Annotated in this window: 24 protein-coding genes, 1 tRNA gene and 2 pseudogenes; 9 read left to right on the top strand and 18 right to left on the bottom strand. The window is 69.7% G+C overall.

What is annotated here, in order from left to right:
- Positions 1-51: 51 nt before the first annotated feature.
- Positions 52-1,296: a GAF domain-containing sensor histidine kinase gene (locus AB0M02_RS01630; RefSeq protein ID WP_364219765.1), complete on the bottom strand. Its 1,245-nt coding sequence runs from the start codon at positions 1,294-1,296 to the stop codon at positions 52-54.
- A gap of 136 nt (positions 1,297-1,432) precedes the next feature.
- On the opposite strand from AB0M02_RS01630, the gene AB0M02_RS01625 reads away from it, so the two are divergent.
- Positions 1,433-1,948 (top strand): DUF2199 domain-containing protein, encoded by a 516-nt coding sequence (locus tag AB0M02_RS01625; protein WP_364219763.1) that lies wholly within the window; start codon positions 1,433-1,435, stop codon positions 1,946-1,948.
- A 3-nt stretch (positions 1,949-1,951) separates the two neighbouring features.
- Here AB0M02_RS01625 and AB0M02_RS01620 read toward each other — a convergent pair whose 3' ends face one another.
- The 7 genes from AB0M02_RS01620 to AB0M02_RS01590 all read right to left on the bottom strand — a co-directional run bounded on the left by AB0M02_RS01620 (position 1,952) and on the right by AB0M02_RS01590 (position 10,080).
- Positions 1,952-3,658 (bottom strand): RNA-binding domain-containing protein, encoded by a 1,707-nt coding sequence (locus AB0M02_RS01620; RefSeq protein WP_364219760.1) that lies wholly within the window; start codon positions 3,656-3,658, stop codon positions 1,952-1,954.
- Positions 3,659-3,994: 336 nt separating this feature from the next.
- Positions 3,995-4,068, bottom strand: a tRNA-Ala gene (locus tag AB0M02_RS01615).
- A gap of 297 nt (positions 4,069-4,365) precedes the next feature.
- The gene (locus AB0M02_RS01610; protein ID WP_364219757.1) at positions 4,366-5,118 is read right to left on the bottom strand and encodes a hypothetical protein; all 753 of its coding nucleotides are present in this window, start codon (positions 5,116-5,118) and stop codon (positions 4,366-4,368) included.
- A gap of 103 nt (positions 5,119-5,221) precedes the next feature.
- Positions 5,222-5,857 (bottom strand): GNAT family protein, encoded by a 636-nt coding sequence (locus AB0M02_RS01605; protein WP_364219754.1) that lies wholly within the window; start codon positions 5,855-5,857, stop codon positions 5,222-5,224.
- Positions 5,858-7,162: a gephyrin-like molybdotransferase Glp gene (gene glp / locus AB0M02_RS01600; RefSeq protein WP_364219751.1), complete on the bottom strand. Its 1,305-nt coding sequence runs from the start codon at positions 7,160-7,162 to the stop codon at positions 5,858-5,860.
- Entirely contained in the window at positions 7,159-8,067 is a 909-nt protein-coding gene (locus AB0M02_RS01595) for a UTP--glucose-1-phosphate uridylyltransferase (RefSeq protein WP_364219748.1), read from the bottom strand. Before AB0M02_RS01595 ends, glp begins: the two co-directional genes overlap by 4 nt.
- A gap of 45 nt (positions 8,068-8,112) precedes the next feature.
- Positions 8,113-10,080 (bottom strand): diguanylate cyclase, encoded by a 1,968-nt coding sequence (locus tag AB0M02_RS01590; protein WP_364219745.1) that lies wholly within the window; start codon positions 10,078-10,080, stop codon positions 8,113-8,115.
- A gap of 81 nt (positions 10,081-10,161) precedes the next feature.
- Between AB0M02_RS01590 and AB0M02_RS01585 the strand changes: the two genes are divergently transcribed.
- Positions 10,162-10,944 (top strand): 5-formyltetrahydrofolate cyclo-ligase, encoded by a 783-nt coding sequence (locus tag AB0M02_RS01585; protein ID WP_364219742.1) that lies wholly within the window; start codon positions 10,162-10,164, stop codon positions 10,942-10,944.
- A 37-nt stretch (positions 10,945-10,981) separates the two neighbouring features.
- A pseudogene (locus AB0M02_RS01580) lies at positions 10,982-11,152 on the top strand (FmdB family zinc ribbon protein); the annotation flags it as partial.
- Between the two features lie 14 nt (positions 11,153-11,166).
- On the opposite strand, the gene AB0M02_RS01575 reads toward AB0M02_RS01580, so the two are convergent.
- Both AB0M02_RS01575 and AB0M02_RS01570 read right to left on the bottom strand, forming a co-directional pair.
- Positions 11,167-11,346, bottom strand: a complete 180-nt coding sequence (locus AB0M02_RS01575) for a hypothetical protein (RefSeq protein WP_364222627.1) — start codon at positions 11,344-11,346, stop codon at positions 11,167-11,169.
- A 931-nt stretch (positions 11,347-12,277) separates the two neighbouring features.
- Positions 12,278-12,457: a hypothetical protein gene (locus AB0M02_RS01570; RefSeq protein WP_364219739.1), complete on the bottom strand. Its 180-nt coding sequence runs from the start codon at positions 12,455-12,457 to the stop codon at positions 12,278-12,280.
- Positions 12,458-12,521: 64 nt separating this feature from the next.
- Here AB0M02_RS01570 and AB0M02_RS01565 point away from each other — a divergent pair, with 64 nt between their 5' ends.
- Positions 12,522-12,854: a translation initiation factor 2 gene (locus AB0M02_RS01565; protein WP_364219736.1), complete on the top strand. Its 333-nt coding sequence runs from the start codon at positions 12,522-12,524 to the stop codon at positions 12,852-12,854.
- Positions 12,855-13,023: 169 nt separating this feature from the next.
- On the opposite strand, the gene AB0M02_RS01560 is transcribed toward AB0M02_RS01565, so the two are convergent.
- Positions 13,024-13,503 (bottom strand): DUF2231 domain-containing protein, encoded by a 480-nt coding sequence (locus AB0M02_RS01560; RefSeq protein WP_364219733.1) that lies wholly within the window; start codon positions 13,501-13,503, stop codon positions 13,024-13,026.
- Between the two features lie 154 nt (positions 13,504-13,657).
- On the opposite strand from AB0M02_RS01560, the gene AB0M02_RS01555 reads away from it, so the two are divergent.
- Together AB0M02_RS01555 and AB0M02_RS01550 are read left to right on the top strand one after the other, a co-directional pair.
- Entirely contained in the window at positions 13,658-14,092 is a 435-nt protein-coding gene (locus AB0M02_RS01555) for a Fur family transcriptional regulator (RefSeq protein WP_364219730.1), read from the top strand.
- A 207-nt stretch (positions 14,093-14,299) separates the two neighbouring features.
- Complete coding sequence (locus AB0M02_RS01550) at positions 14,300-15,154, top strand: oxygenase MpaB family protein (RefSeq protein WP_364219727.1); 855 nt, start codon at positions 14,300-14,302, stop codon at positions 15,152-15,154.
- A 393-nt stretch (positions 15,155-15,547) separates the two neighbouring features.
- Here the strand turns inward: AB0M02_RS01550 and AB0M02_RS01545 are convergent, their stop codons facing one another.
- The 7 genes from AB0M02_RS01545 to AB0M02_RS01515 all read right to left on the bottom strand — a co-directional run bounded on the left by AB0M02_RS01545 (position 15,548) and on the right by AB0M02_RS01515 (position 20,447).
- Positions 15,548-16,372 (bottom strand): PD-(D/E)XK nuclease family protein, encoded by an 825-nt coding sequence (locus AB0M02_RS01545; RefSeq protein WP_364222461.1) that lies wholly within the window; start codon positions 16,370-16,372, stop codon positions 15,548-15,550.
- 90 nt (positions 16,373-16,462) lie between these two features.
- On the bottom strand, positions 16,463-17,080 hold the full coding sequence (locus AB0M02_RS01540) for a MarC family protein (protein ID WP_364219724.1): 618 nt from the start codon (positions 17,078-17,080) through the stop codon (positions 16,463-16,465).
- A 51-nt stretch (positions 17,081-17,131) separates the two neighbouring features.
- Positions 17,132-17,992 carry a PHP domain-containing protein gene (locus AB0M02_RS01535; protein WP_364219721.1) on the bottom strand — a complete coding sequence of 287 codons (861 nt, stop codon included), beginning with the start codon at positions 17,990-17,992 and terminating at the stop codon, positions 17,132-17,134.
- 19 nt (positions 17,993-18,011) lie between these two features.
- Positions 18,012-18,773, bottom strand: a complete 762-nt coding sequence (locus AB0M02_RS01530) for a PH domain-containing protein (RefSeq protein WP_364219718.1) — start codon at positions 18,771-18,773, stop codon at positions 18,012-18,014.
- Positions 18,774-18,783: 10 nt separating this feature from the next.
- Positions 18,784-18,942 (bottom strand): hypothetical protein, encoded by a 159-nt coding sequence (locus AB0M02_RS01525; protein WP_014447648.1) that lies wholly within the window; start codon positions 18,940-18,942, stop codon positions 18,784-18,786.
- A 131-nt stretch (positions 18,943-19,073) separates the two neighbouring features.
- Positions 19,074-19,736 (bottom strand): DUF6758 family protein, encoded by a 663-nt coding sequence (locus AB0M02_RS01520; protein ID WP_364219715.1) that lies wholly within the window; start codon positions 19,734-19,736, stop codon positions 19,074-19,076.
- A gap of 78 nt (positions 19,737-19,814) precedes the next feature.
- Positions 19,815-20,447 (bottom strand): RNA methyltransferase, encoded by a 633-nt coding sequence (locus tag AB0M02_RS01515; protein ID WP_364219712.1) that lies wholly within the window; start codon positions 20,445-20,447, stop codon positions 19,815-19,817.
- A 453-nt stretch (positions 20,448-20,900) separates the two neighbouring features.
- Between AB0M02_RS01515 and trxA the strand changes: the two are divergent.
- From trxA to AB0M02_RS01500, 3 genes and pseudogenes are all read left to right on the top strand, one after another.
- A pseudogene (gene trxA, locus AB0M02_RS01510) lies at positions 20,901-21,248 on the top strand (thioredoxin); the annotation flags it as partial.
- Between the two features lie 278 nt (positions 21,249-21,526).
- On the top strand, positions 21,527-23,521 hold the full coding sequence (locus AB0M02_RS01505; RefSeq protein WP_364219709.1) for an intein-containing Rv2578c family radical SAM protein: 1,995 nt from the start codon (positions 21,527-21,529) through the stop codon (positions 23,519-23,521).
- A gap of 115 nt (positions 23,522-23,636) precedes the next feature.
- Positions 23,637-24,044, top strand: coding sequence for a CoA-binding protein (locus tag AB0M02_RS01500; protein WP_364219706.1), 408 nt, complete (start codon positions 23,637-23,639; stop codon positions 24,042-24,044).
- Positions 24,045-24,226 lie beyond the last annotated feature (182 nt).

Below are 24,226 nucleotides of genomic sequence, written 5' to 3'. Positions count from 1 at the left end.
CCGGCCCGTGCCCCGTTCGTGCAGCCGTTCGGGGCGCGGGCCGGCGGTTTGTCAGGCTATCGCCAGGTCTCGAATCATCTCTGTGGGCGACATGTCGGCATAAGGGAAGACCACATGCAGCGAGGTTCCGTCACCGGGGCGGTCGGAGAGGGCGACGGTGGCGTGATGCGCGTCGAGGATCCGTTTCGCCACCGCCAGACCGCGGTCCGGTCCGGGCACGTCGGCCGGGTTCGCGATCGCGCCGTAGTACAGGTGCGGGAACAGTTCGGGCCGCATGCCGTCCGGCAGGTCCATGTCGTCCAGGCGCACGGTCGGGCCCGACTCCATCTCCGTGCCCACCCGCACCCGGCCGCCCTCCGGGGTGTACTTCACCGCGGCGAACAGCAGATGCGTCAGCACCTGCTCCAGCCGCACCGGATCGGCGATGATCGGCAGGGACGGGCCGCCGGCCTGGTTGAGGATCCAGATGTGCTTGCTGGCCGCGATCGGCCGCACCGCCTCGACCGCGCGCTGCGTGACCCGGGTCAGGTCGCACTGCCGCATGTGCAGGCTTTCCCCGCCGAGACCGGCGTCGGCCATCGAGGTCAGGTGGTCGATCAGCTCACGGAACCCGCGCACGTGCGCCGCGGTGGCCCGGCCGACCAGATCCGCCATCTCCATGTCGTGGAAGCCGGTGTCACCGAGCCGCTCCAGGTACGACGACATCAGCCGCAGCGACGACCGCAGCTCCCCGCCGACCAGTCCGGCCAGGTCGTCCTTGCGCCGCTCCAGCTCCTGCAGCCGGGCCGTGGTGTTGGCGAGTGCGAAGGCGTACCGCCGCAGCTCCAGCTGGGCGGTGACCTGGCGGGCGAGCGCGCGCAGCGCCTGCTGCTGCTCGATGTCGAGACGCCGCGGCTCGGTGTCGAGGACGCAGAGCGTGCCGAGCGCGAACCCGTCGGTGGTCATCAGCGGCGCGCCGGCGTAGAAGCGAACCCCGTCCGCCGCGGCGACCGCCGGGTTGTCGGCGAACCGGGAGTCCTCCCGCGTGTCCGGCACCAGCAGCAGGTCGCGGCCGAGGATGGCGTGCGCGCAGAAGGAGACGTCCCGCGAGGTCTCCACCAGCTCCGCGCCGGTCCTGGCCTTGGCCCACTGCCGGTCGGCGTCGACCAGGCTGACCATCGCCATGGGTGCTTCACAGACGCCGGCGGCCAGCGCGACGATGTCGTCGAAGTCCTTCTCCGGCGGGCTGTCGAGGATGTCGAGCGAGTAGAGCGCGGCCAGCCGCTCGATCTCGTTGTCGGGCAGGGGTGCTTTCATGGTGTCACCTCCGAGACTTGCTCCAGAGATACCACCGGAAAGTAGCTATTTTCGTGTTTTTACATGCATACCCCTGGTGTGACGTAACGGGCAGGACGGGGAAAGACTTATACGTCCGGTCGTATGCTTCGCAGCCGTGAGCACCGACCAGTTCGTCTGCGGCACCTGCGGCTCCGTGCACAGCGGCCCACCGCTCAGCTTCGCCGCACCGGCACCGGACTTCTGGCGCCCGGAGATGGCGGACGACGAGGGCTGCCTGCTCGACGCCGACCTCTGCGTCATCAGCGGCGAACACTTCTTCCTCCGCGGCCTGATCGAACTACCCGTCTGGGAAACCGGCGAACCCTTCACCTGGAGCATGTGGGTCTCCCTGAGCCGCGAAAACTTCACCCGAGCCGTCGACGTCTGGGAACACACCGGCCGCGAGAACGAACCGCCCTACTTCGGCTGGCTTTCCAACACCATCGCAGGGTACGAGCCAACGACACTGAACCTGCGAACGAATGTGCACACGCGGGAGGTAGGGCGGTTGCCGTACATCGAACTGGAGCCCACGACCCATCCCCTCGCGGTGGAACAGCACATCGGCATCTCATTGGCCCGGGTGGAGGAGATAGCAGCCTTCCACCTCCACGCCACCCCACAGCCCTGAGGGTCACTCCGAGGGCTTGAGATAGATCGCCCCTCGCCGTTCCCCTCGCGCCTCGAGCTTTCCTTCCCGCGCCAGGCGCCTCAACAACCGGCTCGCCTGGTCCGAACTGAGCGAGCAGAGATCAGCAGCCTGAGAGCGGTTGATCTGGCCATGCGCATCCACGTACCGCAGCACCATCTGTTCCTGTTGCATCGGCTCGAACCCGCGGATCCGTACGTAGCCGGCCGGAGCTTGCAGAGCGCGATACATTGCGGCCGACAGGTGCCAGCTACACCCCTTGCCTTCACCGCGGGCCTCCACCCACCCCCGCTCCACCATGCGCGTCAGAAGAATTCGCGTCTCCGCGTCGGTCCGCTGCAGCACCCGCGCGAGCGCTCCCGTGCTTGCCCGCCTTTCCTGCTCCAGTTCCGACAGAACCTGAAGCTCGGAGAGGCTGAGAGGCGCTCCCTGGTTCTCCTGTTCCAGCACCCATCGCGTCATCGAGAGATTCGCGGGGCCGCCGGGAAGAACGGCGACTACATGATCGTCCGAGCTTCGGCCATAGTCGGGTGCGGGCCGGCCGAGTCTCAGCTGCTCGGCGAACATGCGGTTGATACCGCGCCCGGTCCGCTCGACCAGACCGATTCGCTTGAAGGCGTCGGCGAGCAGCGGGCTACGAGGGTGCGGCGGCGCCACCAGAAGGTTGTCCAGCCGTACGCCGGACGGAAAGCCCCCCGGGCTGGAGATCTCCAACTGATCCTCGGTCCACTGCACGTGGACGGCACCGCGCCGGGTGTAGTCCCGATGGATCAGCGCGTTCGCCAGCGCTTCGCGGAACGCCGCCTCCGAGTAGGTCGAGACGGAGACTCGGAGGAGGCCGAATTGCAGCTCCTCGTCCTGATTGCGGGCCCTGAAGCGGGCGAAAAGCTCCTCGGCCAGCCGGATCAGCGGCAACGGCAGGAAGTCGTTCACCTGGATGTCGAGCCCTCGCAGAACCTGGAAGGCCGCATCATGCGTTGGTAGGTGGTCGCGGATGGCCTCGACCCTGCCGAAAAGGAGAAGCGCACCCGTGGTCACGGTGGAATCGGCCCTCGTGACGCCTAGAGCGCTGGCAATCTCTCGATCGGACAGTGTCGCGAGCACCCGGTCCGCGGCAGCACCCGACGCAGCCGTCAGGCGCCGAACACGCTCGAACTCAAGGGGGTCGAGGTCCTCCCACGTGGCGCCGCCGACCCCGAGTGTCGCCCAGTCGACCGCCCCGCGATCAACCTCGTGGGCCAACATCTCGTGCGCGTGGTAGGGCAGACAGGTGGGTCGGCCATCACCGCCGATGGCGCGGCGCACGTAGGTGCCCTTGGCCGTGCCGACAACCCGGGTGCTGTCCGGGACCTGGACGACGAGGACTTCTTTCCGGTCGACCTCGACGACGTCCGCCTTCACCGAGAGCGGGGGCTGGGTGGAGTTCGCGATGAAAGCCTGCAGGCGAAGAGGATCCGTCCTGTCCGCCTCGTGACGGGGCCGGGCGCCCGTAACCGTGCCGTCGTCCTCCACGCCGACCAGAAGCACTCCTCCTCGGCCGTTCGTCAGGCAGACGACCGACTCGAGCAGATCACGGTCGTTGAGTCGCTCTCGTTGCTCGCCCTTGAACTCGACGTCGTATTGCTCGCCCGCCGCCGCCCAGCGCACGACCTGAGCGGCAAGATCACCCCACTCGCCGCCCGATGCCGTCACAACCGGCCTCCCTGACCAAGATTATGCGCAGTTATGCGCACCATCAACCTAGCGCTTGATGTTCGCATAACTTTGCGCGCCGCGCGCAAAAGCAAGGCAAGAGAACGAGGTCAGAAACTGAGCAGCGCCGAACCAAGCACGGTCAGGTCACCTGGACCGTCCAGGTGACCTGGACAGTTCGGTGAGGTGCCCATCACGCCGTGAACAGAGGGCACCCAGGCACGTGGCTGACAGGGGTGGCACGGCGATTGCGAAGCTGATCCAGTCCTGATCTGTGCCGGATTTGGCCCCAAAAGATCAACGGCCAGCGTTTCGGCCGGCCGTCGTATTTGTGGGTGGAGCTGAGGGGATTTGAACCCCTGACCCCCTCGATGCGAACGAGGTGCGCTACCAGTCTGCGCCACAGCCCCTTACATCCCCCGGTGATTTCCTCACCGTGGAACCGCAGCAAGGCTAACAGGTCGCCCGGGAACCCCGCGAACCGCCCCTCCCTCTGCCACAGATCTTGGGCGCGCCGGCCGGCTGCCCGCGGCTCAGGCGCCCACGATGTCGGGAGGCGTCGCGACCTTGGGCGTCGTGACCGGTCCTGAGCGGCTCGGACGCCCGAGATCTTGGGGGACGTGGCGCGAGAGGGGCGCTATGGCCGCACGTGGCAGGTGGTCGCCTGGAGTCTGCGGGACCTGTCGGTTACACGTACCGAAAAGGGGTCAGGCTGTGTGATGGCGTCCGCCCGCTTCGTAAGGGCGACCACGCAGCCCGCCGCGGCGGCGGTAGGAGACTGAGCCCCCGTTGGCCGCCAGGGGGAGGTCCGAGGGTTCCCGGTCCAGGCCCATCGCCGCTCGTCGGACCGATTCCTTCTGGGCGGCGAGTCGGCGTTGTGCTTCGCGGCGGGCGGCGGCTCGGCGGGCCTGTTCGCGGCGGACCTCGGCCTGGCGGGCGGCGAGCCAGGCTGCCTCGCGGGCCTGGATGCGACGGCGGCGGCGGTCGGCTATGGCGCGGTTGCGCAGGTGGATGAGGTAGGCGCCGAGGAGGGTGCCGGTTACCGCGAAGCTGATCCAGAAGCCGGGGCCGACGGCCAGCACGCCGACCAGTTCGATGGCGTTGAGCAGGACCAGGGCGGCGAAGACACGGCGGCGGCGGACCACCGCGGGGGTGCCGCGGCGGCGGGGTACGCGAGGCGCGCGCCTGCCGGTGACCAGGCGGAGACGGCGCTCCGGCTTGGCGGAGGGATCACCCGATGGGGCGGGCAGCGTAACCGTCACCTGGCGGGCGGGGTTGATCGGTCGTTGTCCGGGCACGGTGCGCTGACGGCGCCGGCGTTGCAGCACGCGCGCCGTCGACGACGCCCGCTCCGCGGCAAGGCGCTCGGTGGCGTCGTACCGGCGCACCAGCGCCGGGGCGAGGGCGAGCAACCCGGCCGCGGCGAGGACGGCGAGGAGCACCGACGTCGGCACCCTCACTCCTTCGATCCGCCACGACAGAAAATGAAACGACGAATGCGAGGTTACGGGCGGTAGCCGGAGAAATTCGCGCGCCGCGCCGGTAGCGTCGCGACGTTCAAGATCACTGGCTGGCGCGTACGCGTTTCCAGCGCGACAGCAGCCCGCCCTCGGCGACGATCTCTTCGCTGGTCATGGCGTATCCGAGGTGATCGCGCCAACCGCCGTCGATGTGCATGTAGCGCTGGTGGTACGCCTCTTCGCGGAAACCGAGTTTCTCGACGACGCGACGGCTCGGGCCGTTCTCCGGCCGGATGTTGACCTCGATGCGGTGCAGCCCGCCGGGACCGAACGCGTGGTCCACTGCCAGCGCCAGCGCGGTCGGTATGACACCCCGCCCGGCCACCCGATAGTCGACCCAGTAGCCCGCGTACGCCGAAGCGAACGCCCGCCGCACGATGTTCCCCAGGTTGACGTGCCCGACCAGTCGCTCCCGGCCGTGCTCGACGAGGCAGACGGCGAACGGCATGCTCTCGCCTCGCCGGGCCGCGCGCTTCATGTCGCGGTAGACGTAGCCGTACGCGCGGGGCGAGTTCATCTCCGCCCACGGCCCCGGTGGCGCCGACTCCCACGGCGCGAGCCACGCCTGGTTCGCGACACGCACCTCGGACCAGGCCCGGGCGTCACCCCGCTTGTACGGGCGCAGCAGCACCGGACCATCCGCCAGGACGGCGGGCCATCCGGGCGTGGCCCCGAGCATTCATCGCCTCCGGTCGAGCAGCAACACGTCCACGGTCGAGCCGGCGGCCGCGGTGGTGACCCGTTCACCGAGCACCAGCAGACCGTTGGCCTCGGCCAAACCGGACAGAGTGTAAGGCCCACCGGCGAGCGGCTGCACGGTGTAGCCGCCACCACGGCGTTCCGCGACGTGCGCCGGCCGGAATTCGCGCAGGCCACCGGGGGAGGAGACGGTTTCCAGCAGATGCGCCTTGACGCTGGGCCGGAAGACCGGCTCGGCACCGGCGAGCAGCTGGATCACCGGACGGGCCAGCACCTCGAAGCCGATCAGGGCGGCGCCGGGTTCGCCGGGCAGGCAGACCACCGGGACCTCCTCGCCGCCGACCGTGCCGAAACCGAGCGAGGTGCCGGGGCAGAGCGCGACGTTGGTGAACTCCACCGAGCCACGGCCGGTGCCGGGACGCGAAAGCACCCGGCGCAGCATGTCGCCGGGCCCGGTGCCGGTGCCGCCGGTCGTGATGATCAGGTCCGCGCGCAGGGTCTGGTCCTCGAGCAGCCCGCGCAGCCCCTCGGGGTCGTCGTCGCAGATGCCGATCCGGTACGCCAGAGCGCCGGCCTCCACGGCCGCGGCGGTCAGCGCGTGCGAGTTGGCGTCGACGACCTGGCCGGGCTGGCTGGGCCGGCCGACGTCGACGAGTTCGTCGCCGGTGGCCACCACGACCACGCGGGGGCTGGGCCGGACCAGCACGTGCCCGATCCCGGCGGCGGCGAAGACGGCCACCATGGGCGGGGTGACGTACGAGCCAGCGGACGCGAGCAACTGGCCGACCGCGAGCTCCTCGCCCGCACGCCGTACGCCGGATCCCCGCTTCGGCGCGTGCATGATCTCCACGGCCGCCATGCCCTGATCGGTCCAGTGCACCGGGACGACCACATCCGCCCCGATCGGCAGCGGCGCGCCGGCCGCCACCGAGAAGCAGGTGCCGGGTGTCAGCCGGACCGGCCGCCAGCTGGCCGCGCCGAGGTCACCGACGACGTTCAGCCGCACCGAGCGGGTGTCGACGCCGCCGAACGACGGGTGCGATCCGATGCGCCCGGCGCCGGCCAGGTCTTCCCATCGGGCCGCGTACCCGTCGATCGCCGCCTGGTCGAACGCCGGGAACTGGTGCGGTGCGACCACGTCGGCCGCGAGCGTGTTCCCGTGCGCCTGAGTGAGGTCGAGGTCGAGCGGAGGCAGCGCCCGCAACCTGCGCAGCACGCTGCCCAGGTACTCGGCGAGAGGCATCAGCTCGTTGGCGGCCGCCTCGGCATCGGCCGTAGCGGTCATCCCTTCCGACCGCCGACGAATTCGGTCAGCCAGGCGAGGAACTCGTCGCCCAGGTCGTCGCGCTTGACGGCGAGTTCGACAACGGTCTGGAGGTAGCCGAGCGGCATGCCGGTGTCGTAGCGGTGTCCGCGGTAGACGATGCCGTGCACCGGGGTGCCGTCGGCGAGCAGCGTGGCCATGGCGTCGGTCAGCTGGATCTCGCCACCGCTTCCCGGCTTGGTGTCCGCGATCGCCTCGAAGATCTTCCCCGGCAGCACGTAGCGGCCGATGAGCGCCAGGTTGCTGGGGGCTTCTTCCGGAGAGGGCTTCTCGACAAGTCCGGTAATTCGCACAATATCCGATTTGTCGGTCGCTTCTACTGAAGCGATGCCATATCGGGAAGTTTCCTCAGGCTTCACTTCGAGGAGTGCGAGCACGATCCCGCCCGTCTCCTGCTGAAGGTCGAGCATGGCCGGGAGCAGCGGCTCTTCCTCATCCACGAACTCATCGCCGAGGAGGACCGCAAAAGCCTCCTGCCCGACATGTGAGGCGGCCGTCCCGACAGCATGGCCGAGACCCAACGGCTCGCCCTGACGAACTGTGTAGATGTCCGCCAACTCGCTGGTTCGCCTGACCGCCTCGAGACGCCGCCGGTCCCCTTTGTCCTCCAACCGCTGCTCCACATCGGGGCGACGGTCGAAGTGGTCCACCATCGAGGTCTTGCCCCGTCCGGTGACCAGAAGGACGTCGGTGATCCCGGCCGCGGCGGCCTCCTCGACGATGTACTGCAGCACCGGGCGGTCCACGACCGGCAGCAGTTCCTTGGGAACCGCCTTGGTCGCCGGCAGGAAGCGCGTGGCGAGCCCGGCCGCCGGGATCACCGCCTTCACCGCGCGCTTGCTCGTGCCCTGCGAGTTCGTCGTCATTCAGTCACCGCACCTTCGCTGGTTCCTCCCGGACATGCCGCGAGACTATCGGCCACGACCATGCCGGGGCGGCTGCGGCCCACCGGTGACCGCCGCCGTGGAATCGAAATGCCCCTCGGGTACGCCCCGGGAAACCCCCTCGGCGAGGCGATAGGTGTCACGTCCGGCGTTCTTCGCCGCGTACAGCGCCTCGTCGGCGGCGTCGAGCACCTCCTGGGCGGTGCTGCCGTGCTCCGGGAAGACAGCGATGCCGATGGAGACGCTGATCGGGATCCGGTCATCGAGGCCGGGCCGCCGCGGGTCGACCGGCACCGGCCACTCCCGCACCGCGGAGCCGAGCCGCTCGGCCACGATCGCCCCGCCGTACGCGTCGGTCTCCGGAAGCAGCACCACGAACTCCTCCCCACCCTGACGGAACGCCACGTCGACCTCGCGCAACCCGATCCGGATCCGCCTCGCGAACTCGCTCAGCACCTGATCGCCGGCCGTGTGCCCGTAAGTGTCGTTCACTTCCTTGAAGTGATCCAGATCCAGGACGAGAACGGTGAGCATCCGGCCGAACCGGCTGGCCCGCTCGACCTCCCGGCGAAGCACCTCGCGGAGGTAACGGTAGTTCCACAAACCGGTGAGCGGATCGGTCAGCGACAGCCGCTGCGCCTCCTCGTGAACACGGACGTTGTGCACGGCGACACCGGCCTGCCCGGCAAAAGTGCGCACTGTTCGCAAATCGCCGTCGTCGAAGGCCTGCGCGCCGAGCCGGTCGTAGAGGGCCAGGACACCGAGCGCGCCGGGATCCGGGTCGGTCTCCGCGTCGTCGGGCGGGGCGCAGATGGGCACGGCGAGATACGACTCACACCGGGGTTCGTCGAGGGCGGCGCTGTTCGTACCCCGCAGAGGTGAGCCGGTCGACGCGACCGTACCCAGCACGCCACGGCCGGGCATCAGACGGCGTTTCGTCAGATCGGCGTCGGCGAGGTCCCAGTCACCGGTCAGCCCGGCGCCACAACGGGCGGCCAGCCGGCCGTCGGACGGGTCGGTCAGCAGGATCAGCCCGGCGCGGGCACCGGTCGCGGTCATCGCGGTACGCAGGATCACCGGCAGGATCCGGTCCAGGTCGTGCGTGCTCGACAGGGTGTCGCCCAGGATCGCCAGGTGCCGCCGGAGCTGATCGCGGCTGGCGGTCAGCGCCTGCACATAGGACTGGAGCTCCCGGGTCATCCGGTTGAACGTTCCGGCCAGCCTGCCCAGCTCGTCCGGTCGCGGAATGGGCACGCGGGTGTCCAGGTCACCGTTGGCCACCCGGTCCGCGGCCCACGCGAGATCACCGAGCGGGCGCGTGGTGGAGCGGGCCAGCCAGCGGGCTGCCAGGACGGCGGCAATCGCGGTGGCAAGGACTATCAGGAGCAGAATGGCGTACCAGAGGGTGGGATCGGCGGCGGGCACGCTCAGCGTGAGCGGCAGGGGCCGTCCGGGCCCGGCGTCCAGGTGCACGCTCGCGGGTCCGTCCGGGCCGGGGGTGGCCGGGCTGAGCGCGACGGTCACCCCACCGGCTTCACCGAGCCGGTCCAGCAGGGCGGGATCGATGCGCTGGGCGGCGATCACGGTCACTTCTGAGGCGTACGCGGACGCGCTCAGCGCCGTCACCTCGGTGTTCCCGCGAGGCGCCGCACAGTCCTCCCAGCCCTCCCGGCCTGACGCGTCACCGCCGCTTCGCCCCGCCGGCACCGCCTCGCTCACCTGGACGTCCGTGGTGAGGCCGCGGGCGATCAGCTGGTCGGCGACCGGCGATCGACTCTCACCTGGCACCACCGCGACGGCGTCCGCGACGGCCTGCAGCTGGCGGCAGAGCGCTCCGACGGCCGCGCTCACGGTGGTCGCGGCATGATCCAGGCGCTCGGCAGTCCGCTCCCGGCTGACGGCGCCGACGGTCAGCGCGACGAAGATTGACCCGAGCAGGACCGGACCGAGCACGACCACCAGAAACGCGCTGGTGAGCCGGCCACGTAGTGTCACACATCCTCCCGGGAGTGGCCCTCTTTGGAGCGATGCTGACATAGTGTGCACCGTTTGCCGCTTTTCGAAAGGGGGTGTTGCATGTCGGATTTAGCCGGTGATGGCGAAAAATCACCACAAACCAAGATCGCGCTGCGCGCACGACTGCTCACGGCGCGTCGATCACTCGCTCTCGCTGCCCACGCCGCCGCTGCCGCGGCCATTCAAGATCAAACCCTTTCTCTGGTACGCCGCACGCGCCCCCACACGATCGCCGCCTACGTCCCGATCGGCTCCGAACCGGGCGGCCCCGACCTGCCGGCGCTGCTGGCGTCCGCCCTCCCCGCGGGGGGCCAGCTGCTGCTGCCGGTTCTGCTTCCGGACGGCGACCTGGACTGGGCGGTCTTCACTCCACTCTCTACCGGGTCGCCGCTCTCCGGGGCCGCTTCTCCCTCTTCCGAGGTCGTTTCGCCCATCCTCGGCTCCCCTCCCCCCGCGGCCGCCGCCCCTTCCTCGCCATCTCCCTCTTCTTCCTTGTCGGGCACTTCTCCCGCGCCGCCGCCCTCCGGCCTTGCCGGTGGGCCGCGGGGGCTGCTGGAGCCGACCGGGCGGCGGCTGGGCGTGGACGCGATCCGCGAGGCCGACCTCGTGCTGGTCCCCGCGCTCGCCGTGGGCCGCGACGGCATCCGGATGGGCCGGGGCGGAGGCTCCTACGACCGGGTCCTCGCCCGCCTCCCGCAACCGGGCCCGCTGGTCGTCGCTCTGCTCCACGACGGCGAGGATGTCGACTCGGTACCCGCCGAGCCCCACGACCGCCCGGTCCACGCTGTGATCACGCCCACCCGCGGGTTCTCCCTCAGGCCGGGCCCGGAGTGGACGAATTGACCTCCGATGCCGCAACATTGGCACTCGGAGTTGGCGAGTGCCAGCAGCCGATCGATCCGGAGGGGCCGTGCCTACCTACCAGTACGCCTGCACCGAGTGTGGTGAGCAGCTCGAAGCCGTGCAGTCCTTCTCCGACCCCGCACTGACCGAGTGCCCGAACTGCCAGGGCAAGCTCCGCAAGGTGTTCAACTCGGTCGGCATCGTCTTCAAGGGCTCCGGGTTCTACCGCAACGACTCCCGCTCCGGCAACGTGAGCGCCGAGAAGTCGGGCAGCGGCTCCACCACCTCGACCTCCGAGTCGAACTCGACGGGCTCCAGCTCCTCCACGACCAGTTCCACGACGACCCCGTCGTCCTCGCCGTCGACCTCCTCGTCCTCGCCGTCGAGCTCGTCGACCGCCACCGCAGCGGCGTCCTGACCTCTCAGCGCACGAAGCGCGCCGGGCCCCACGGCCCGGCGCGCTTGTCGTCGTTACCAAGATCTGCTGAGTTCTGGCTGGTAATCCACATTCCCGCCCTGTACACAGGGCCCCCGGCTCCGCCGCCTCCAACCGCCTAGCGTCGGCCTCTTCCACCGACGCGCGCGAGTCAGGAGCCGCGGATGTTCCGTTCCACCGAGAAGGCAGCCGAGCGCCTGGACCCAGTGCGCTGGCGCAGCCCCACCCGCGGCTCTCTGCTCCGCCTGACAACGGTCGCAGTGTTATTGATCACAGCCGCCGCCACCCTGTGGATCCACCCCACCGAGTCCTGCTCAACCTTCCCCGCCGTGAACCCACCCCCGGGCGGATCCCCATCCCCAGGCCATTCAGGCTCCCCGGGCGCTTCTGGCTCTCCCGGGCCCCCAGGCTTCCCCGGCTCCCGCGGCCTTCCCAGCTCCCGCGGCCTTCCCGGGTCCGGCGGTCTTCCCGGGTTCCCGGATGATCCGGGCTTCGCACGCGGTTCCGGATCGCCGGGCCCAGGCTCCGCACGCTCGCCCACCCCGGCCGGCACAGCGGTCCCACCGGGCAGCGTCGGTCTTCCCATCAGGCTCGCCGACCCGACAGCGCTCGCGATCGTCCGCCCGGGCAATCGCGTCGACCTGCTCCGCCTGCACGAGGACGCCGACCAGAAAGGCACACAGATAGCCACCGACGTCCTTGTCCTGGACGTGACCAACCCCGACGACCCGCTCACCGGAGGCCTCTTGCTCGCCCTGTCCCCCACCCAGGCCGAACGAGCCGTGACCGGCGCGGGCCGAGGTTTCGCCGTCCTGATCCGCCCGGGCTGACACCGGGCACGCCTGCCGACGGCTACGCGGGGTTCCTCTCGTAGCCGCTGCGGGTCCAACTCAGTGGTCAGTCCCAGTGCGGGGGACGGTCTTCGAGGAGGCGCTCGTCGTTCGACTGGCCGCGTTCGCCCCAGCCCCGCTCGGTGTCGTCACGGGTCTGCTCGGGCAGCAGCGGAGCCTCCTCCGACTCGAAGTCCACTTCGCGTTCGGCGTCGTGGTCCCGCTCGGGCTCGTCCAGGATGTCCACGTCTACGAGGGTAAGCCGACAGCGGCGCGGCCGTCGTCCCCCTCCAGCTGTACCGTCGGTGAACGTGAGCTCCCCCACCAGCCCTCCGGACGACGACGCCTTCTGGCAACGGCCCGACCCGTCCGCCGAGTCGCTCGGCCGGCCGCCCCGGGGCGAACCCGCCGCGCCCGAGCCCCCCGGCTACGCGGGACCGCCTCATTCCGAACCCCCGATCGCCGGCTGGCGCCCGCCGACGATCGCCCACCCCCCGCCCCCGCGAAGCATGCCCGCCCAGGACATCGACGCACTCGACGAGGCCGAGGGCTCCGCGCGAACAGTCACCTACGGAGTCGGGCTGATGGCCGGAGCCGTAGCCCTCGTCCTCATGTGCCTGCTCTGTGCCCGCATCGTCTTCTGACCAACAGCGCTCCCTGCGCCCGCGTCGTTTCTGACGAACGGTGCGGGACGTGCCCTCGCCGCCCGCGTCGTCCTCTGGCGGGCTTGAGCCGGTGGGCCTCTGACGGGCTGTGGGTGGTGGGGCCGGGTGGGGAGGCGTGCCTGACCTCCCCCGCCCGGATGGTGCACCGCTAGTAGCTGCCCCAGACGGCGGTTGCGCCGGAGTCGCCGGTCTTGAAGACGTAGTACGCGCTCAGGCCGGCCAGGACCACGATCACGACGGCGAAGGCCAGGTCGGCCACTCGGGGCAGGGCGCGCGGGTTGCGCCAGGTGAGGGCCACGAGGACGAGGCTGACCACGCCCAGGGCGATGGAGATCCAAGCGGTCATGGAGCCGTAGTCCATGTGCTGGTCGAGGATCGCGCGGCCCGCCGGGGAGACGCGCTCCTCGTCGATCAGGCGGTTGTAGAGCTCGGTGCCGGAGAGCTTGGCCACGAGGGCGGAGATGGGAGCGATCACGGCGAGCAGGCCGAGGGCCCACCCGATCTTGGGGCGCCAGAGTGTCACCAGCGCGTAGACGATCGCGCCCAGCGCCAGCAGGGGCACGAAGACTACTGCGGCGTGTAGCACCAGTGCATGTACCGGTAAGCCGTTGACCTGGTCGAACACCATTCCTCCTCGATCCGGGGTGTGCGCAAGCTTAGGAGTTGTGTGACGGCGCAAACATCCCGTCAGGGCAAAAACTCTGCATCGGTTTTGGATCGATGGTCGCGCCTTGGGGACGTCACAGGTTGGTGATTCGGTTCCCACGTGCTGTCATGGACCGATGTCCACCGGTGAAGAACTGCTGCGTGCGCACGGCTTGCGGGTGACTCGACCGCGGCTCGCGGTGCTCGAAGTTCTCAACGCGGGCGGGCATCTCGAGGTCGACGAGGTCGCCCGGAGAGTACGGACGAGGCTCGACTCCGTCTCCACTCAGGCTGTCTACGACGTGTTAGGCGCGCTCTCCCGGGCCGGCCTCGCGCGCCGGATCGAACCGGCCGGCAGCCCCGCCCGCTTCGAGGCACGGGCCGGCGACAACCACCACCACATCGTCTGCCGCGGTTGCGGCGAGGTGGCCGACGTCGACTGCGCCACCGGCGAGCCGCCCTGCCTGACCCCCAGTTCCACACACGGCTTCTCCGTCGACGAGGCCGAAGTCACCTTCTGGGGCCTCTGCCCCTCCTGCCAAACCCGCCGCACCGCCGACACCGTCGCCTAACCCAACCCCGTGTGAACTTCCGCCCCGCTCCACACCCCAACTCCACACACCACCACACCACCCAAACACCTGAACGATCCATGTGTGAACTTGCGCCCCGCTGCGCACCGCAACTCCACACACCAGCTCATGGCCGGGCGTCGGCGGCGTCTGGGGATGGGGGCCATGCGCGGCGGGGATGTGGAAGATCGTGGCACGCTGGTTGGCATGGCTGGAGACGTCGGGCTTTTCGGGCCGGGATCGGTCACCTGGAAGCTGCACAGTGAGCCGATCCTGTTGCTGGGCGGGTTGCGTTCGCTCTATCTGCAGGCGCTGCACCCTCGGGCGGTCGCCGGGGTTTCGCAGAACTCCGGATACCGTGCCGACCCCTGGGGCCGCCTGATCCGCACGTCGAACTATGTGGGGACCGTCGTCTACGGCACCACCGCCGAGGTGCACGCCGCCGCGAGCCGTCTGCGCCGTCTCCACTCCCGGATGACCGCGACCGATCCGCGCACCGGTGAGGAGTTCCGGATCGACGACCCCGACCTGCTGCGCTGGGTGCACGTCGCCGAGGTCGAGTCGTTCCTGAGCACCGCTGTCCACGCCGGCGTACGCCTCACCGACGACGAGATCGACGCCTACTTCACCGAGCAGCTGCGCGCCGCCGAACTGGTCGGACTGGACCCGTCCACTGTGCCCGGGACCGCCGCCGAGGTCGCCGAGTACTTCGAGGCGATCCGCCCCGAGCTCGGCCTCACCAAGGACGGCGCCGAGGCCGCCCTCTTCCTCACGGTCCCGCCCGTCCCGGAGACGTGGGGCAGCCGCGCTCTGCGTCTCGGCCTCACGCTGGGACCGCCGCGCTGGGCCTACCTCGGCGTCGCGAGCACCGCGATCGGCCTGCTGCCGCCGTGGGCCCGCAAGCTGTACGGCGGCCCCGGCTGGCCCTCCACCGACCTCGCCGCCCGCCTCTCCGTCCGCAGCCTCCGCGCCCTCCTGACCGGAATCCTCACGACCCTCCCCAAGGAATACCGCGTAGCCCCACTGCGCCGAGCCGCCCTGCAACGAGCCGGCCTCGCCTAGCCGATCCCACGGCCGCACCGACAAATCCGCGCAAAAGCCACGCCAGACAAGGTGACCCTCGCTGAACGCACCGGACAGGAGGCAACGCGACCGCGCCGGAAAGACGGAGAGCGACGGGCGGAAAGCGACGGGCGGAAAGCGACGGGCGGAAAGCGACGGGCGGAAAGCGACGGGCGGAAAGCGACGGGCGGAAAGCGACGGGCGGAGAGCGGCGGGCGGAGAGCGGAGAGCGGAGAGCGGAGAGCGGAGAGCGGAGAGCGGAGAGCGGCGGGCGGAGAGCGGCGGGCGGCGGGCGGCGGGCGGCGGGCGGCGGGCGGCGCGCGGCCCAAACCCAACACACGCGGCAGGAGACAGCGCGACCGCCCAGGCAGCGCCTTCCCAAGAAACCGCGCCTCACCCCGCGAGGTGCTCCACCGCCGTCCACGGCTCCTTCGCCTGCACCCCCGCCCCGGCCGGGCACACCTTCCGGAAATCGCACCACCCGCACAGCGCCCCGGGATTCACCGGGAACGACTCGTCCGGATCAGCGCCACCCGCGACCGCCTTCTCCGCCGCCATGATGTCCAGCGCCGTCTCCTCCGCCCGCCGCACCTGCCGGGCCAGCGACTCCTCCGTGTGCTCGTGCGCGGCCACCGTCCCGGTCGGCAGGTGATGCAACTCGACCCGGCGGCAGGGGCGGCGGAAGACGCGCTGGGCGGCGAACGCGTACAGCGCGAGGGCCTGGGAGCCTCGGGCGTCGTCGGTGTCCAAGCCGGACCGGCCGGTCTTGTAGTCGACGATGACGGCCTCCGGGCCCTCGGGGCCGACGCGGGAGTCGATGCGGTCGGCGCGGCCGTTGAGGGCGAGGACCGAGGTCTTGATGGCGACGACGCGCTCGACGCCGAGCGGCTCCTCGGAGTCGTCGAGGGCCGGCACGTAGGACTCCAGCCACTCCAGCGCCCGCCGATAAACCTCGCGCTCCTGGTCGACGTCGCGGTAGCCCTCCCGTACCCAAGTTGCCTTGAGAAGGGTTGGCAGGGAGCCGGCGGCGCGTCGCTCAGCCGGCAGCGCGAACCAGTTCTTCAGTGCGGTGTGCACGCTCGCGCCCAGCGAGTTGTGCGCCCAGGGCGGACCCTTCGGCGGGCTGGGGCGATCGACGTAGGAATATCGATAGCGACGGGGGCAGTCGAGGTATGCCCCCAGCTTGCTGGGTGTGCAGACGAAGAGCCGCTCGGGCATGCCTGCGAAGCCGAGTTGCTCGGGGACGGCGGCGCGGTTTCTGGTGGGGGGCACACGGCAATCCTGCCAGCACCCCCCGACAGGAATTCGCTACAGGCGCGGCGCGTAAAGCTCGATGAAGGCGAAGATGGCGTCCGCGATGAGCTGGACGGCGATCGCGGCGAGGAGCAGGCCCGCGATGCGGGTGAGCACCTCGATGCCGGCCGGGCGCAGCAGCCGGACGATGACTCCGGAGAAGCGCAGCACGACCCAGACGGTGGCCATCACGGCCAGGATCGCGGCGGCGATGATCAGGTACTCGTCGGTGCTCTCGGCCCGCTGGACGAAGAGCATGGTGGCGACGATCGCACCGGGTCCGGCCAGCAGCGGGGTGCCGATCGGGACGAGGGCGACGTTGCTGGTGCCGGCCTGTTCCTCGGGCGCGTCGGTCTTGCCGGTGAGCAGTTGCAGAGCGACCAGGACGAGCAGCAGGCCACCGGCGGCCTGTAGGGCGGGCAGCTGCACGTGGAGGTAGTCGAGGAGCGTCTGCCCAGCCACGGCGAACCCGACGATCACCCCGAGCGCGAGCAGGACGGCCTGGGTGCCGGCCCGGTGGCGGGCCTTGGCGGGCAGGGTTCCGGTGAGCGCGAGGAACACCGGGACCATGCCGGGCGGGTCGACGATCACCAGCAGGGTCACGAAGACCTCGCCGAACAGCTTGACATTCACCCGATCAAGGTAGGGCTCGGCACTCCCGCGCGCAGGCTTGCGAGGCGAGCGTCACCCCAGGACCGGGACGCCTGTCGCGGCCGAGACGACCTTTTCGAACGCCTCGGGTGCGGTGGTGAACGCTCCCAGTTCGACTGTCTTGTGCGTACCGTGAAAATCGGATGATCCGGTGACGACAAGGCCGAGCCGATCCGCCAAGGCCCGCATCTGTGCCCGCTCAGCGGGCGTGTGATCCTCGTGGTCGGCCTCCAGGCCGAAAAGACCCTCGTCCGCGAGGTCGGCGATGAGCGCGTCCGGCACCACACGACCGCGTTTGGTCGCACGGGGGTGTGCGAACACGGGCACACCGCCTGCCGCACGCACAGCACGCACAGCAGCAAAAACATCAAGATCAGACTTGGGTACGAAGTAACGCGACCCCAGCCACGAGGAAGCGAACGCCTCATCGGTCGTCCGGACGAGTCCGGCCCTGATCAGTGCCTGCGCGATGTGTGGCCGCCCGACCGACCCGCCCGCCGCATACCCGTGCACCTCGCCCCACGTGATCGGTACGCCGTCCGCCCGCAGCTTCTCGACGATCTTCTCGGCGCGTTGCTCCCGGTCCTCGCGCAGCCGGGCCAGCTCGGCAGCGAGGACCGGTTCCGCCGGGTCGAAAAGGTACGCCAACAGGTGCAACGGGATGGCCGGCTGACTGCCGAACCACCGGCACGACGGCTCAGCACCGCGAACCAGCCGCAACCCCTCGGGCCGGGCCGCCTCGGCCTCGGCCCATCCACCGGTGGTGTCATGATCGGTGATCGCCATGACGTCGAGCCCGGCAGCGACGCCCGCCCGGACCAGCTCGGCCGGGGTGAGCGTGCCGTCGCTGGCCGTCGAGTGGCAGTGCAGGTCGATTCTGGTCACCGCTGCCACGCTACCGCCGCGCGGGAGCTCAGGCGTCGTCTCCCTCGTCGTCCTTGCCCAGCCGCGCCTCGACTGCCTGCGGTTCGTACATCTCCTCGACCACTCGCAGGTAGAGCTCGTTGGGGTTGGGCAGGTGCTTGACCTCGCGCAGCGCCTGATCCTGACCGGCCGACTCCAGCACGAACGTGCCGTAGCTGAGCATGCGGCCGAGGGCGGACTGCTCGTACTTCATGTCGGTGACCCGCAGCAGCGGCATCATCGCCACCTTGCGCGTGACGATGCCGTTGACGACCATCACCCGCTTGTTGGTGAGGATGAACCGGTCGAAGTACCAGTCGAAGACCTTCCACGCCACCCAGCTGATCACGCCGAGCCAGACGAGGACCGCGACGGTCACCAGCCCGTCGACGTCCTGGCGGGTCAGGAAGCCGGCCAGGTATCCCAGCGCCAGCGTGGCGCCGGCACCGATCGCGAGCGGGCCGGAGAGATGGATCCAGTGGCGCTTCCACTCGCCGCGGTAACGCTCGGTGGGGAACAGGTAGCGAGCGACCAGTGTGGTCGGTTCGTCCTCCAGGGGCAGGAACCGGCGCGGGCCGCCGCCACGGTCGAGACCTTCCAGCTCCTCCTCGGTGAAGCTGGGCGGCTCGTACTGATCGGGTTCGTCATACATGTCGCGGCGCTGACCGTAAGGGTCGTCGAACGCCGGGTCGTCGAACCCGAAACTGTCGTCGTCATCCCGAGGGCGTCGGGCACCCTCACCTCGCGGATCGCGCGGCTCACCAGGATCCATGTGGTGAATGCTATGCGACGAGGTCGGTGAAGAACGTGCCGAAGCCTCGTGCGATGTCGGCGATCGTGCCTCCGAGCGACTCGAAGACCGCCGCGGCGGATCTCGGGTTGAAGGCGATGAAGAAGATCAAGAATGCAATACCAAGCCAGGTGAGGACCTTCTTGATCATGGCGGGCCTTCTCCTCCGGTGCGGGTTACGTTCAGCGCCGCGGCAGTACTGACGGTATCAGCTTCGTCGCTTCGTGTGAACAAAGTGCCCGGAAAGCCGATTGCCATCACCGCAGGTCACACCCGATGGGGTTAGGCACGACCGTGCAGGTAGGGCGACGGCGCCCCGAACACGAGCTCGGGCGGCACTCCCTCGGAGAGGTCGTGCAGGACGACATGCTCCGCGAGGAGATAGCCCGCGCTTGCGGGCCACGCTACCGCATAGAGCCACATTCCTTTTGCCTCACTCACGTAGGCGCTTCGATCTTCGGGTGACTTCACACACCACAGTGGAGTGGGATGCCCCGCGGCCTTGATCTTCGCGTGTGGACCGGCGTGCGAGCCCCGGTCGGCGAGCGCCTCGGAGAGCAGGTGGCCGGGGTCGATGCCGGGTATGCCGGCGAACCGGGTACCGAGGCCGACGCCGGGTTGCTCGGCGATGAGGACGAGGTCGGCCGGCCCGCCGCCGAGCGGCTCGGGTCCGCTGCAGGCGAGAGCCGTCGCGCGTACGCCGAACCGTTCGTCGCCCGACCAGGCGACACCGGTGACCATCCAGCCGGTGGGCAGCGGCCATGGGCACCAGAGCGGTATCCGCTCCGCGCTCGACGCCGACTCCCGCAGCACCGTTCCGACGATCTCCGCACTGATGTGCTCGGCGACGTGGAACGGCGGAACGTCGCCACAGTTGTCGCACCGCCAGTTGCTGTGCATCAGGTCCGGCCTGCGGACCTGAGCGGCACATCTGGGGCAACTCACCGTGACACCCACACTCCATACCGTGCGGGTCGCGCGAGCCCCCGTCAAGCGAATCGGCAGAAGACGGGCCGATCCAGGTCAGGCGGGCGGCGAACCGGCGTGGGCGCGGATCCAGGCGTGCATCGCGATGCCGCTGGCGACACCGGCGTTGATCGAGCGCGTCGATCCGTACTGGGCGATGGAGAACATCTCCGTGCACGCGGCCCGCGCCGCGTCGGAGAGCCCGGGGCCCTCCTGGCCGAAGAGCAGCACGCACCGGCGCGGAAGGGTGACGGTCTCCATCGGCCTGGAGCCCGGGAGGTTGTCGATGCCGATCACCGGCAGGTCGCCGGCGGCCGCCCAGGCGACGAACTCCTCGATCGTGGGGTGGTGCCGCACATGTTGATAACGATCCGTGACCATGGCCCCGCGGCGGTTCCAGCGGCGCAGCCCGACGATGTGCACCTCGGCGGCGAGGAAAGCGTTCGCGTTGCGAACCACCGTGCCGATGTTGAAATCGTGCTGCCAATTCTCGATGGCGACGTGGAAATCGTGCCGGCGCGAATCGAGATCGGCGATCACCGCTTCCCGGCTCCAGTACCGGTATCGGTCCACCACGTTGCGGCGATCGCCCTCCGCCAGCAGCTCAGGGTCGTAGTGATCGCCGACGGGCCAATCGCCGGGCCACGGGCCGACGCCCACTTCAAAAGATTGATCCTCGCCCGCGGTCATGAGGCGATAGGCTACTCATCCGCTGCGGGACTGCCGATTTCCGGCTGGAGACGCAATGAGCGGCGGGGCCCTCCCCGGCACCCGCCGCCCACGCTCTGTTGGGTTATGAGTCTGCCTTACCGTCCGTATCCATGTGAAGGTCTTTCGGATGTGACACAGGTCACATTTAGGTTTCTTAACTGTTTAAAGTGTCCGATGGTCGCGCTCCCACGATCTTCACGTTCGCTGGACAAAGCACTCATACCGGGCGATGGTGACGGATTCCTCTGACGTAACGAGTCAGCAATCAGACACCGTCCGCCTACCTTCAGTTACCATGAGTTGCCCTCGGCCGAAATGCCGGGCCGGACCCGAAGGTGCCGTACGCCACGTGTCGAGGCGCCCGGAACGGGAATGGTGAGTGGGTACCAGCAGTTTCACCGGACGAAAGCGATTCCCGCAGACGGAGGCATCATGGCGACGGTTACGCTGACCACAGCGAACTTCGACGAGGTCACCGGCAAGGACGGCATCGTCCTGGTCGACTTCTGGGCCAGCTGGTGCGGGCCTTGCGTACGGTTCGCGCCGACCTACGAGCGGTCTTCGGAGAAGCACCCGGACATCACGTACGGGAAGGTCGACACCGAGGCCGAGCAGGAGCTGGCGCTGAAGTTCGACATCCGCTCCATCCCCACGATCATGGCGGTCCGCGACGGCGTCGTCGTCTTCGCCCAGCCCGGCGCGCTTCCCGAGTCCGCGCTGGAGAGCCTGATCGAGAAGGTCGAGCAGCTCGACATGGACGAGGTCCGCGAGCAGATGGCCGCGCACCGCAAGGCCGCGCACAGCGAGCCGACCGAGGCGAAGGTCGAGGCCAAGACCGCGACGAAGACCGAGGCCAAGGCCGAGGAGCCCGCCGCGGAGGACGAGCCGGTCGAGGCGAAGGAAGCCGAGCAGGAGCCCGCGGCCGCAGGCCGCAGCTGACCTCAGGACCGAACGAAGGGCCCGCGTGATCGCGGGCCCTTTTTTCGTCGGCGGGTTCCGTGATTTTCCGTCGGCGAGTTCCATGGACACGGTCTAGAACATGTGTTCGAATACTCGCCATGCGATGGTCCAACCTGTCGGCACACACCGACGACGGCTCGCTCCCGGACAGGGCGGCGCCCGCGGCTTCACCCCTGCCGCTGGCGCTGCCCGGTGCGACCGTCCGCACCTTCGACACCCCCGGCTTCGCCGGGATGACCTTCTATGAGGTGCGGGCCAAATCGCTGATCAACCGGGTCCCGTCCGCGTCCCGGGTGCCGTTCGAGTGGACCGTCAACCCCTACCGCGGTTGCTCGCACGCGTGCACGTATTGCCTTGCCGGTGACACCCCGATCCTGCTCGCCGACGGGTCCACCCGCCCGCTCGCGCAGATCCGCCCCGGCGACTCGGTGATGGGCACCATGGGCGCCGGGGCACACCGTCGTTACGTGCCGACCACTGTGCTCGACCACTGGGCCACGAGCAAGCCCGCGTTCCGGGTCACGCTGACCGACGGGACCCGGCTCGTCTCCAGCGGCGACCACCGCTTCCTCACCGACCGCGGCTGGCGGCACGTGAGCCCGACCGAGCCGCACCTGCCGGCCCTCGCCGTCGGTGACCTGATGTTCGGGGTGGGCCACTTCGCCGAGCCGCCCAAGGAGTCCCCCGACTACCAGACCGGGTTCCTCTGCGGGCTGCTGCGCGGCGACGCGGCGGGCAGCGGCGCGGCCCGCGACGGCGACGCCTGGATCCGCGCCGACGGCTACCTCGACGACGTCTCGCTCGCCGACGCGCTGCGCTGGCCGGACATGCCGACCCCGGATTGGTATCGGGGATTTCTCGCCGGGGCGTATGGGGCGGTCGGCAGGACGGACCGGCTGGCCGTGGTCTTCGAGACCGTCGACCAGGCCTATCTGCGGCGGATCACCGAGGCGCTGGCGCACCTCGGGATGGCCTCACGGACTCCGGCACCGGCCTCGTTGCGCGCCGCTTCCCTGTCCAGATCTTCGCTGCCCGGCTCTTCTCCGTCCGGCGCGCGGGCCTCGTTGCCGGTCGGCCGGGTGGAGACCGAGCGGCATCTGGAAGCCGCGCTGCGGTTCCGGCACATGACCGGCGCCTCGCAGCTGCCGCTGGACGCCTCCGGCGTGGGTGTGCGGACCGCCCGGCGGCTCGCCGTGGCCGACATCGAGGACCTGGGTCTCACCCTGCCGCTGTTCGACATCTCCACCGGCACCGGTGACTTCATCGCCGACGGGGTGGTCAGCCACAACTGCTTCGCCCGCAACACGCACACCTATCTGGACTTCGACGCCGGCAACGACTTCGACACCCGGATCGTGGTGAAGGTGAACGCCGGCGAGCTGATCCGCCGCGAGCTCGCCAACCCGCGCTGGTCCGGCGCGCCGATCGCGATGGGCACCAACGTGGACGTCTATCAGCGGGCCGAGGGGCGTTACCGATTGATGCCGGAGATCCTGGCGGCGCTGCGCGACCACGCCAACCCGTTCTCGATCCTCACCAAGGGCACGCTGATCCTGCGCGATCTGGAGCTGCTCCAGCAGGCGGCCGAGGTGACCACGGTCGGACTGGCCGTCTCGGTGGGCTTCGTGGACGAGACCGTGTGGCGAGCGGCCGAGCCGGGCACGCCGAGCCCGCGCCGCCGGCTGGACATGATCCGCCGCCTGACCGACGCGGGCTTCCCGGTCAGCGTCCTGATGGCGCCGATCCTGCCCGGCCTCACCGACACCGACGAGTCGATCGGCGAGACGGTCGCCGCCATCGCGAGTGCCGGAGCCACCAGCGTCACGCCGCTCGCCCTGCACCTGCGTCCCGGCGCCCGCGAGTGGTACGCGGCGTGGATCGGCAAGGAGTACCCGCAGTTGCGTCCGCGATATCGCGAGTTGTTCGGCAACGGGTCGTACATGCCGAGGGCGTATCAGGACGAGATCGGCGCTCGGGTACGCATGGCGGCCCGCCGGCACGGCCTGCACCGGCCGGAGGCGGCGGAAGCGCGGCGGGTCACGAGCACCGAGCCGCGACGAGAGCGGGAGTCACAGCAGCTCACGCTCCTGTGAGAGATGAGGGAGGCCGATCTGACCAGCGGGGAAGGACCAGGAAAGCCGCCGAACACGCCGTTCACGACCTGGCGCGAGTGATGGGCGTGCCCGGCGCTGGAGATACCGTTGGCGCATGCGCAGCGCTCAGCAGATCCTGGCCGAGGCGAACGTCATCGCCGTGGTGGGAGCGTCACGAGACCCGTACAAACCTTCGCACACCGTTCCGCTGCAGATGCTCCGGCACGGGTGGCGGATCATCCCGGTGAACCCGTTCGTGGACGAGGTGTTCGGGGTGAAGACCGTGGCGACACTCGCCGACATCGGCGAGCCGATCGACCTGGTCGACATCTTCCGGCCGGCCGCCGACGCGGTGGAGATCGTCCGTCAGGCGGCCGCGATCAAGGCGCCGGCGGTGTGGCTCCAGAGCGGCATCGTCTCGGCCGAGGCGCGGCGGATCGCGGAGGAGGCGGGCATGGACTACGTGGAGGACCGGTGCCTGGCCGTCGAGCGCGCGGTCGGGCAGCTGACCAAGCTGAGCTGACAGCTCGTTCCAACGGGCTGAAACCAGCTGGGGCGCCGGCTCAAGCTCGTCGGCCAGCTCAGACGGCCGGCCCGGGTGAAGAGGGTCGGGCCCCGGGAGAACGGGCAGCCCGGCCCGGGTGAAGCGGGTCGGGCCCCGGGGGGAACAGGCGGCCCGGCCCGGGTGAAGCGGGTCGGCCCGCG

Origin of the sequence: Actinoplanes sp. NPDC051861 (assembly GCF_040681145.1) — a bacterium.
Lineage (GTDB): Bacteria > Actinomycetota > Actinomycetes > Mycobacteriales > Micromonosporaceae > Actinoplanes.
Note: the sequence above shows the minus strand (reverse complement) of the source record. Positions and strands in the feature narration are given on the sequence as shown.

Bases quoted from the DNA above. Each gene is read 5' to 3' on its own strand.
- AB0M02_RS01630 (WP_364219765.1), bottom strand. From the start codon at position 1,296: ATGAAAGCACCCCTGCCCGACAACGAGATCGAGCGGCTGGCCGCGCTC.
- AB0M02_RS01605 (WP_364219754.1), bottom strand. From the start codon at position 5,857: ATGCTCGGGGCCACGCCCGGATGGCCCGCCGTCCTGGCGGATGGTCCG.
- glp (WP_364219751.1), bottom strand. From the start codon at position 7,162: ATGACCGCTACGGCCGATGCCGAGGCGGCCGCCAACGAGCTGATGCCT.
- AB0M02_RS01595 (WP_364219748.1), bottom strand. From the start codon at position 8,067: ATGACGACGAACTCGCAGGGCACGAGCAAGCGCGCGGTGAAGGCGGTG.
- AB0M02_RS01585 (WP_364219742.1), top strand. From the start codon at position 10,162: ATGTCGGATTTAGCCGGTGATGGCGAAAAATCACCACAAACCAAGATC.
- AB0M02_RS01560 (WP_364219733.1), bottom strand. From the start codon at position 13,503: ATGGTGTTCGACCAGGTCAACGGCTTACCGGTACATGCACTGGTGCTA.
- AB0M02_RS01555 (WP_364219730.1), top strand. From the start codon at position 13,658: ATGTCCACCGGTGAAGAACTGCTGCGTGCGCACGGCTTGCGGGTGACT.
- AB0M02_RS01550 (WP_364219727.1), top strand. From the start codon at position 14,300: ATGGCTGGAGACGTCGGGCTTTTCGGGCCGGGATCGGTCACCTGGAAG.
- AB0M02_RS01545 (WP_364222461.1), bottom strand. From the start codon at position 16,372: ATGCCCGAGCGGCTCTTCGTCTGCACACCCAGCAAGCTGGGGGCATAC.
- AB0M02_RS01530 (WP_364219718.1), bottom strand. From the start codon at position 18,773: ATGGATCCTGGTGAGCCGCGCGATCCGCGAGGTGAGGGTGCCCGACGC.
- AB0M02_RS01525 (WP_014447648.1), bottom strand. From the start codon at position 18,942: ATGATCAAGAAGGTCCTCACCTGGCTTGGTATTGCATTCTTGATCTTC.
- AB0M02_RS01515 (WP_364219712.1), bottom strand. From the start codon at position 20,447: ATGACCGCGGGCGAGGATCAATCTTTTGAAGTGGGCGTCGGCCCGTGG.
- AB0M02_RS01505 (WP_364219709.1), top strand. From the start codon at position 21,527: ATGCGATGGTCCAACCTGTCGGCACACACCGACGACGGCTCGCTCCCG.
- AB0M02_RS01500 (WP_364219706.1), top strand. From the start codon at position 23,637: ATGCGCAGCGCTCAGCAGATCCTGGCCGAGGCGAACGTCATCGCCGTG.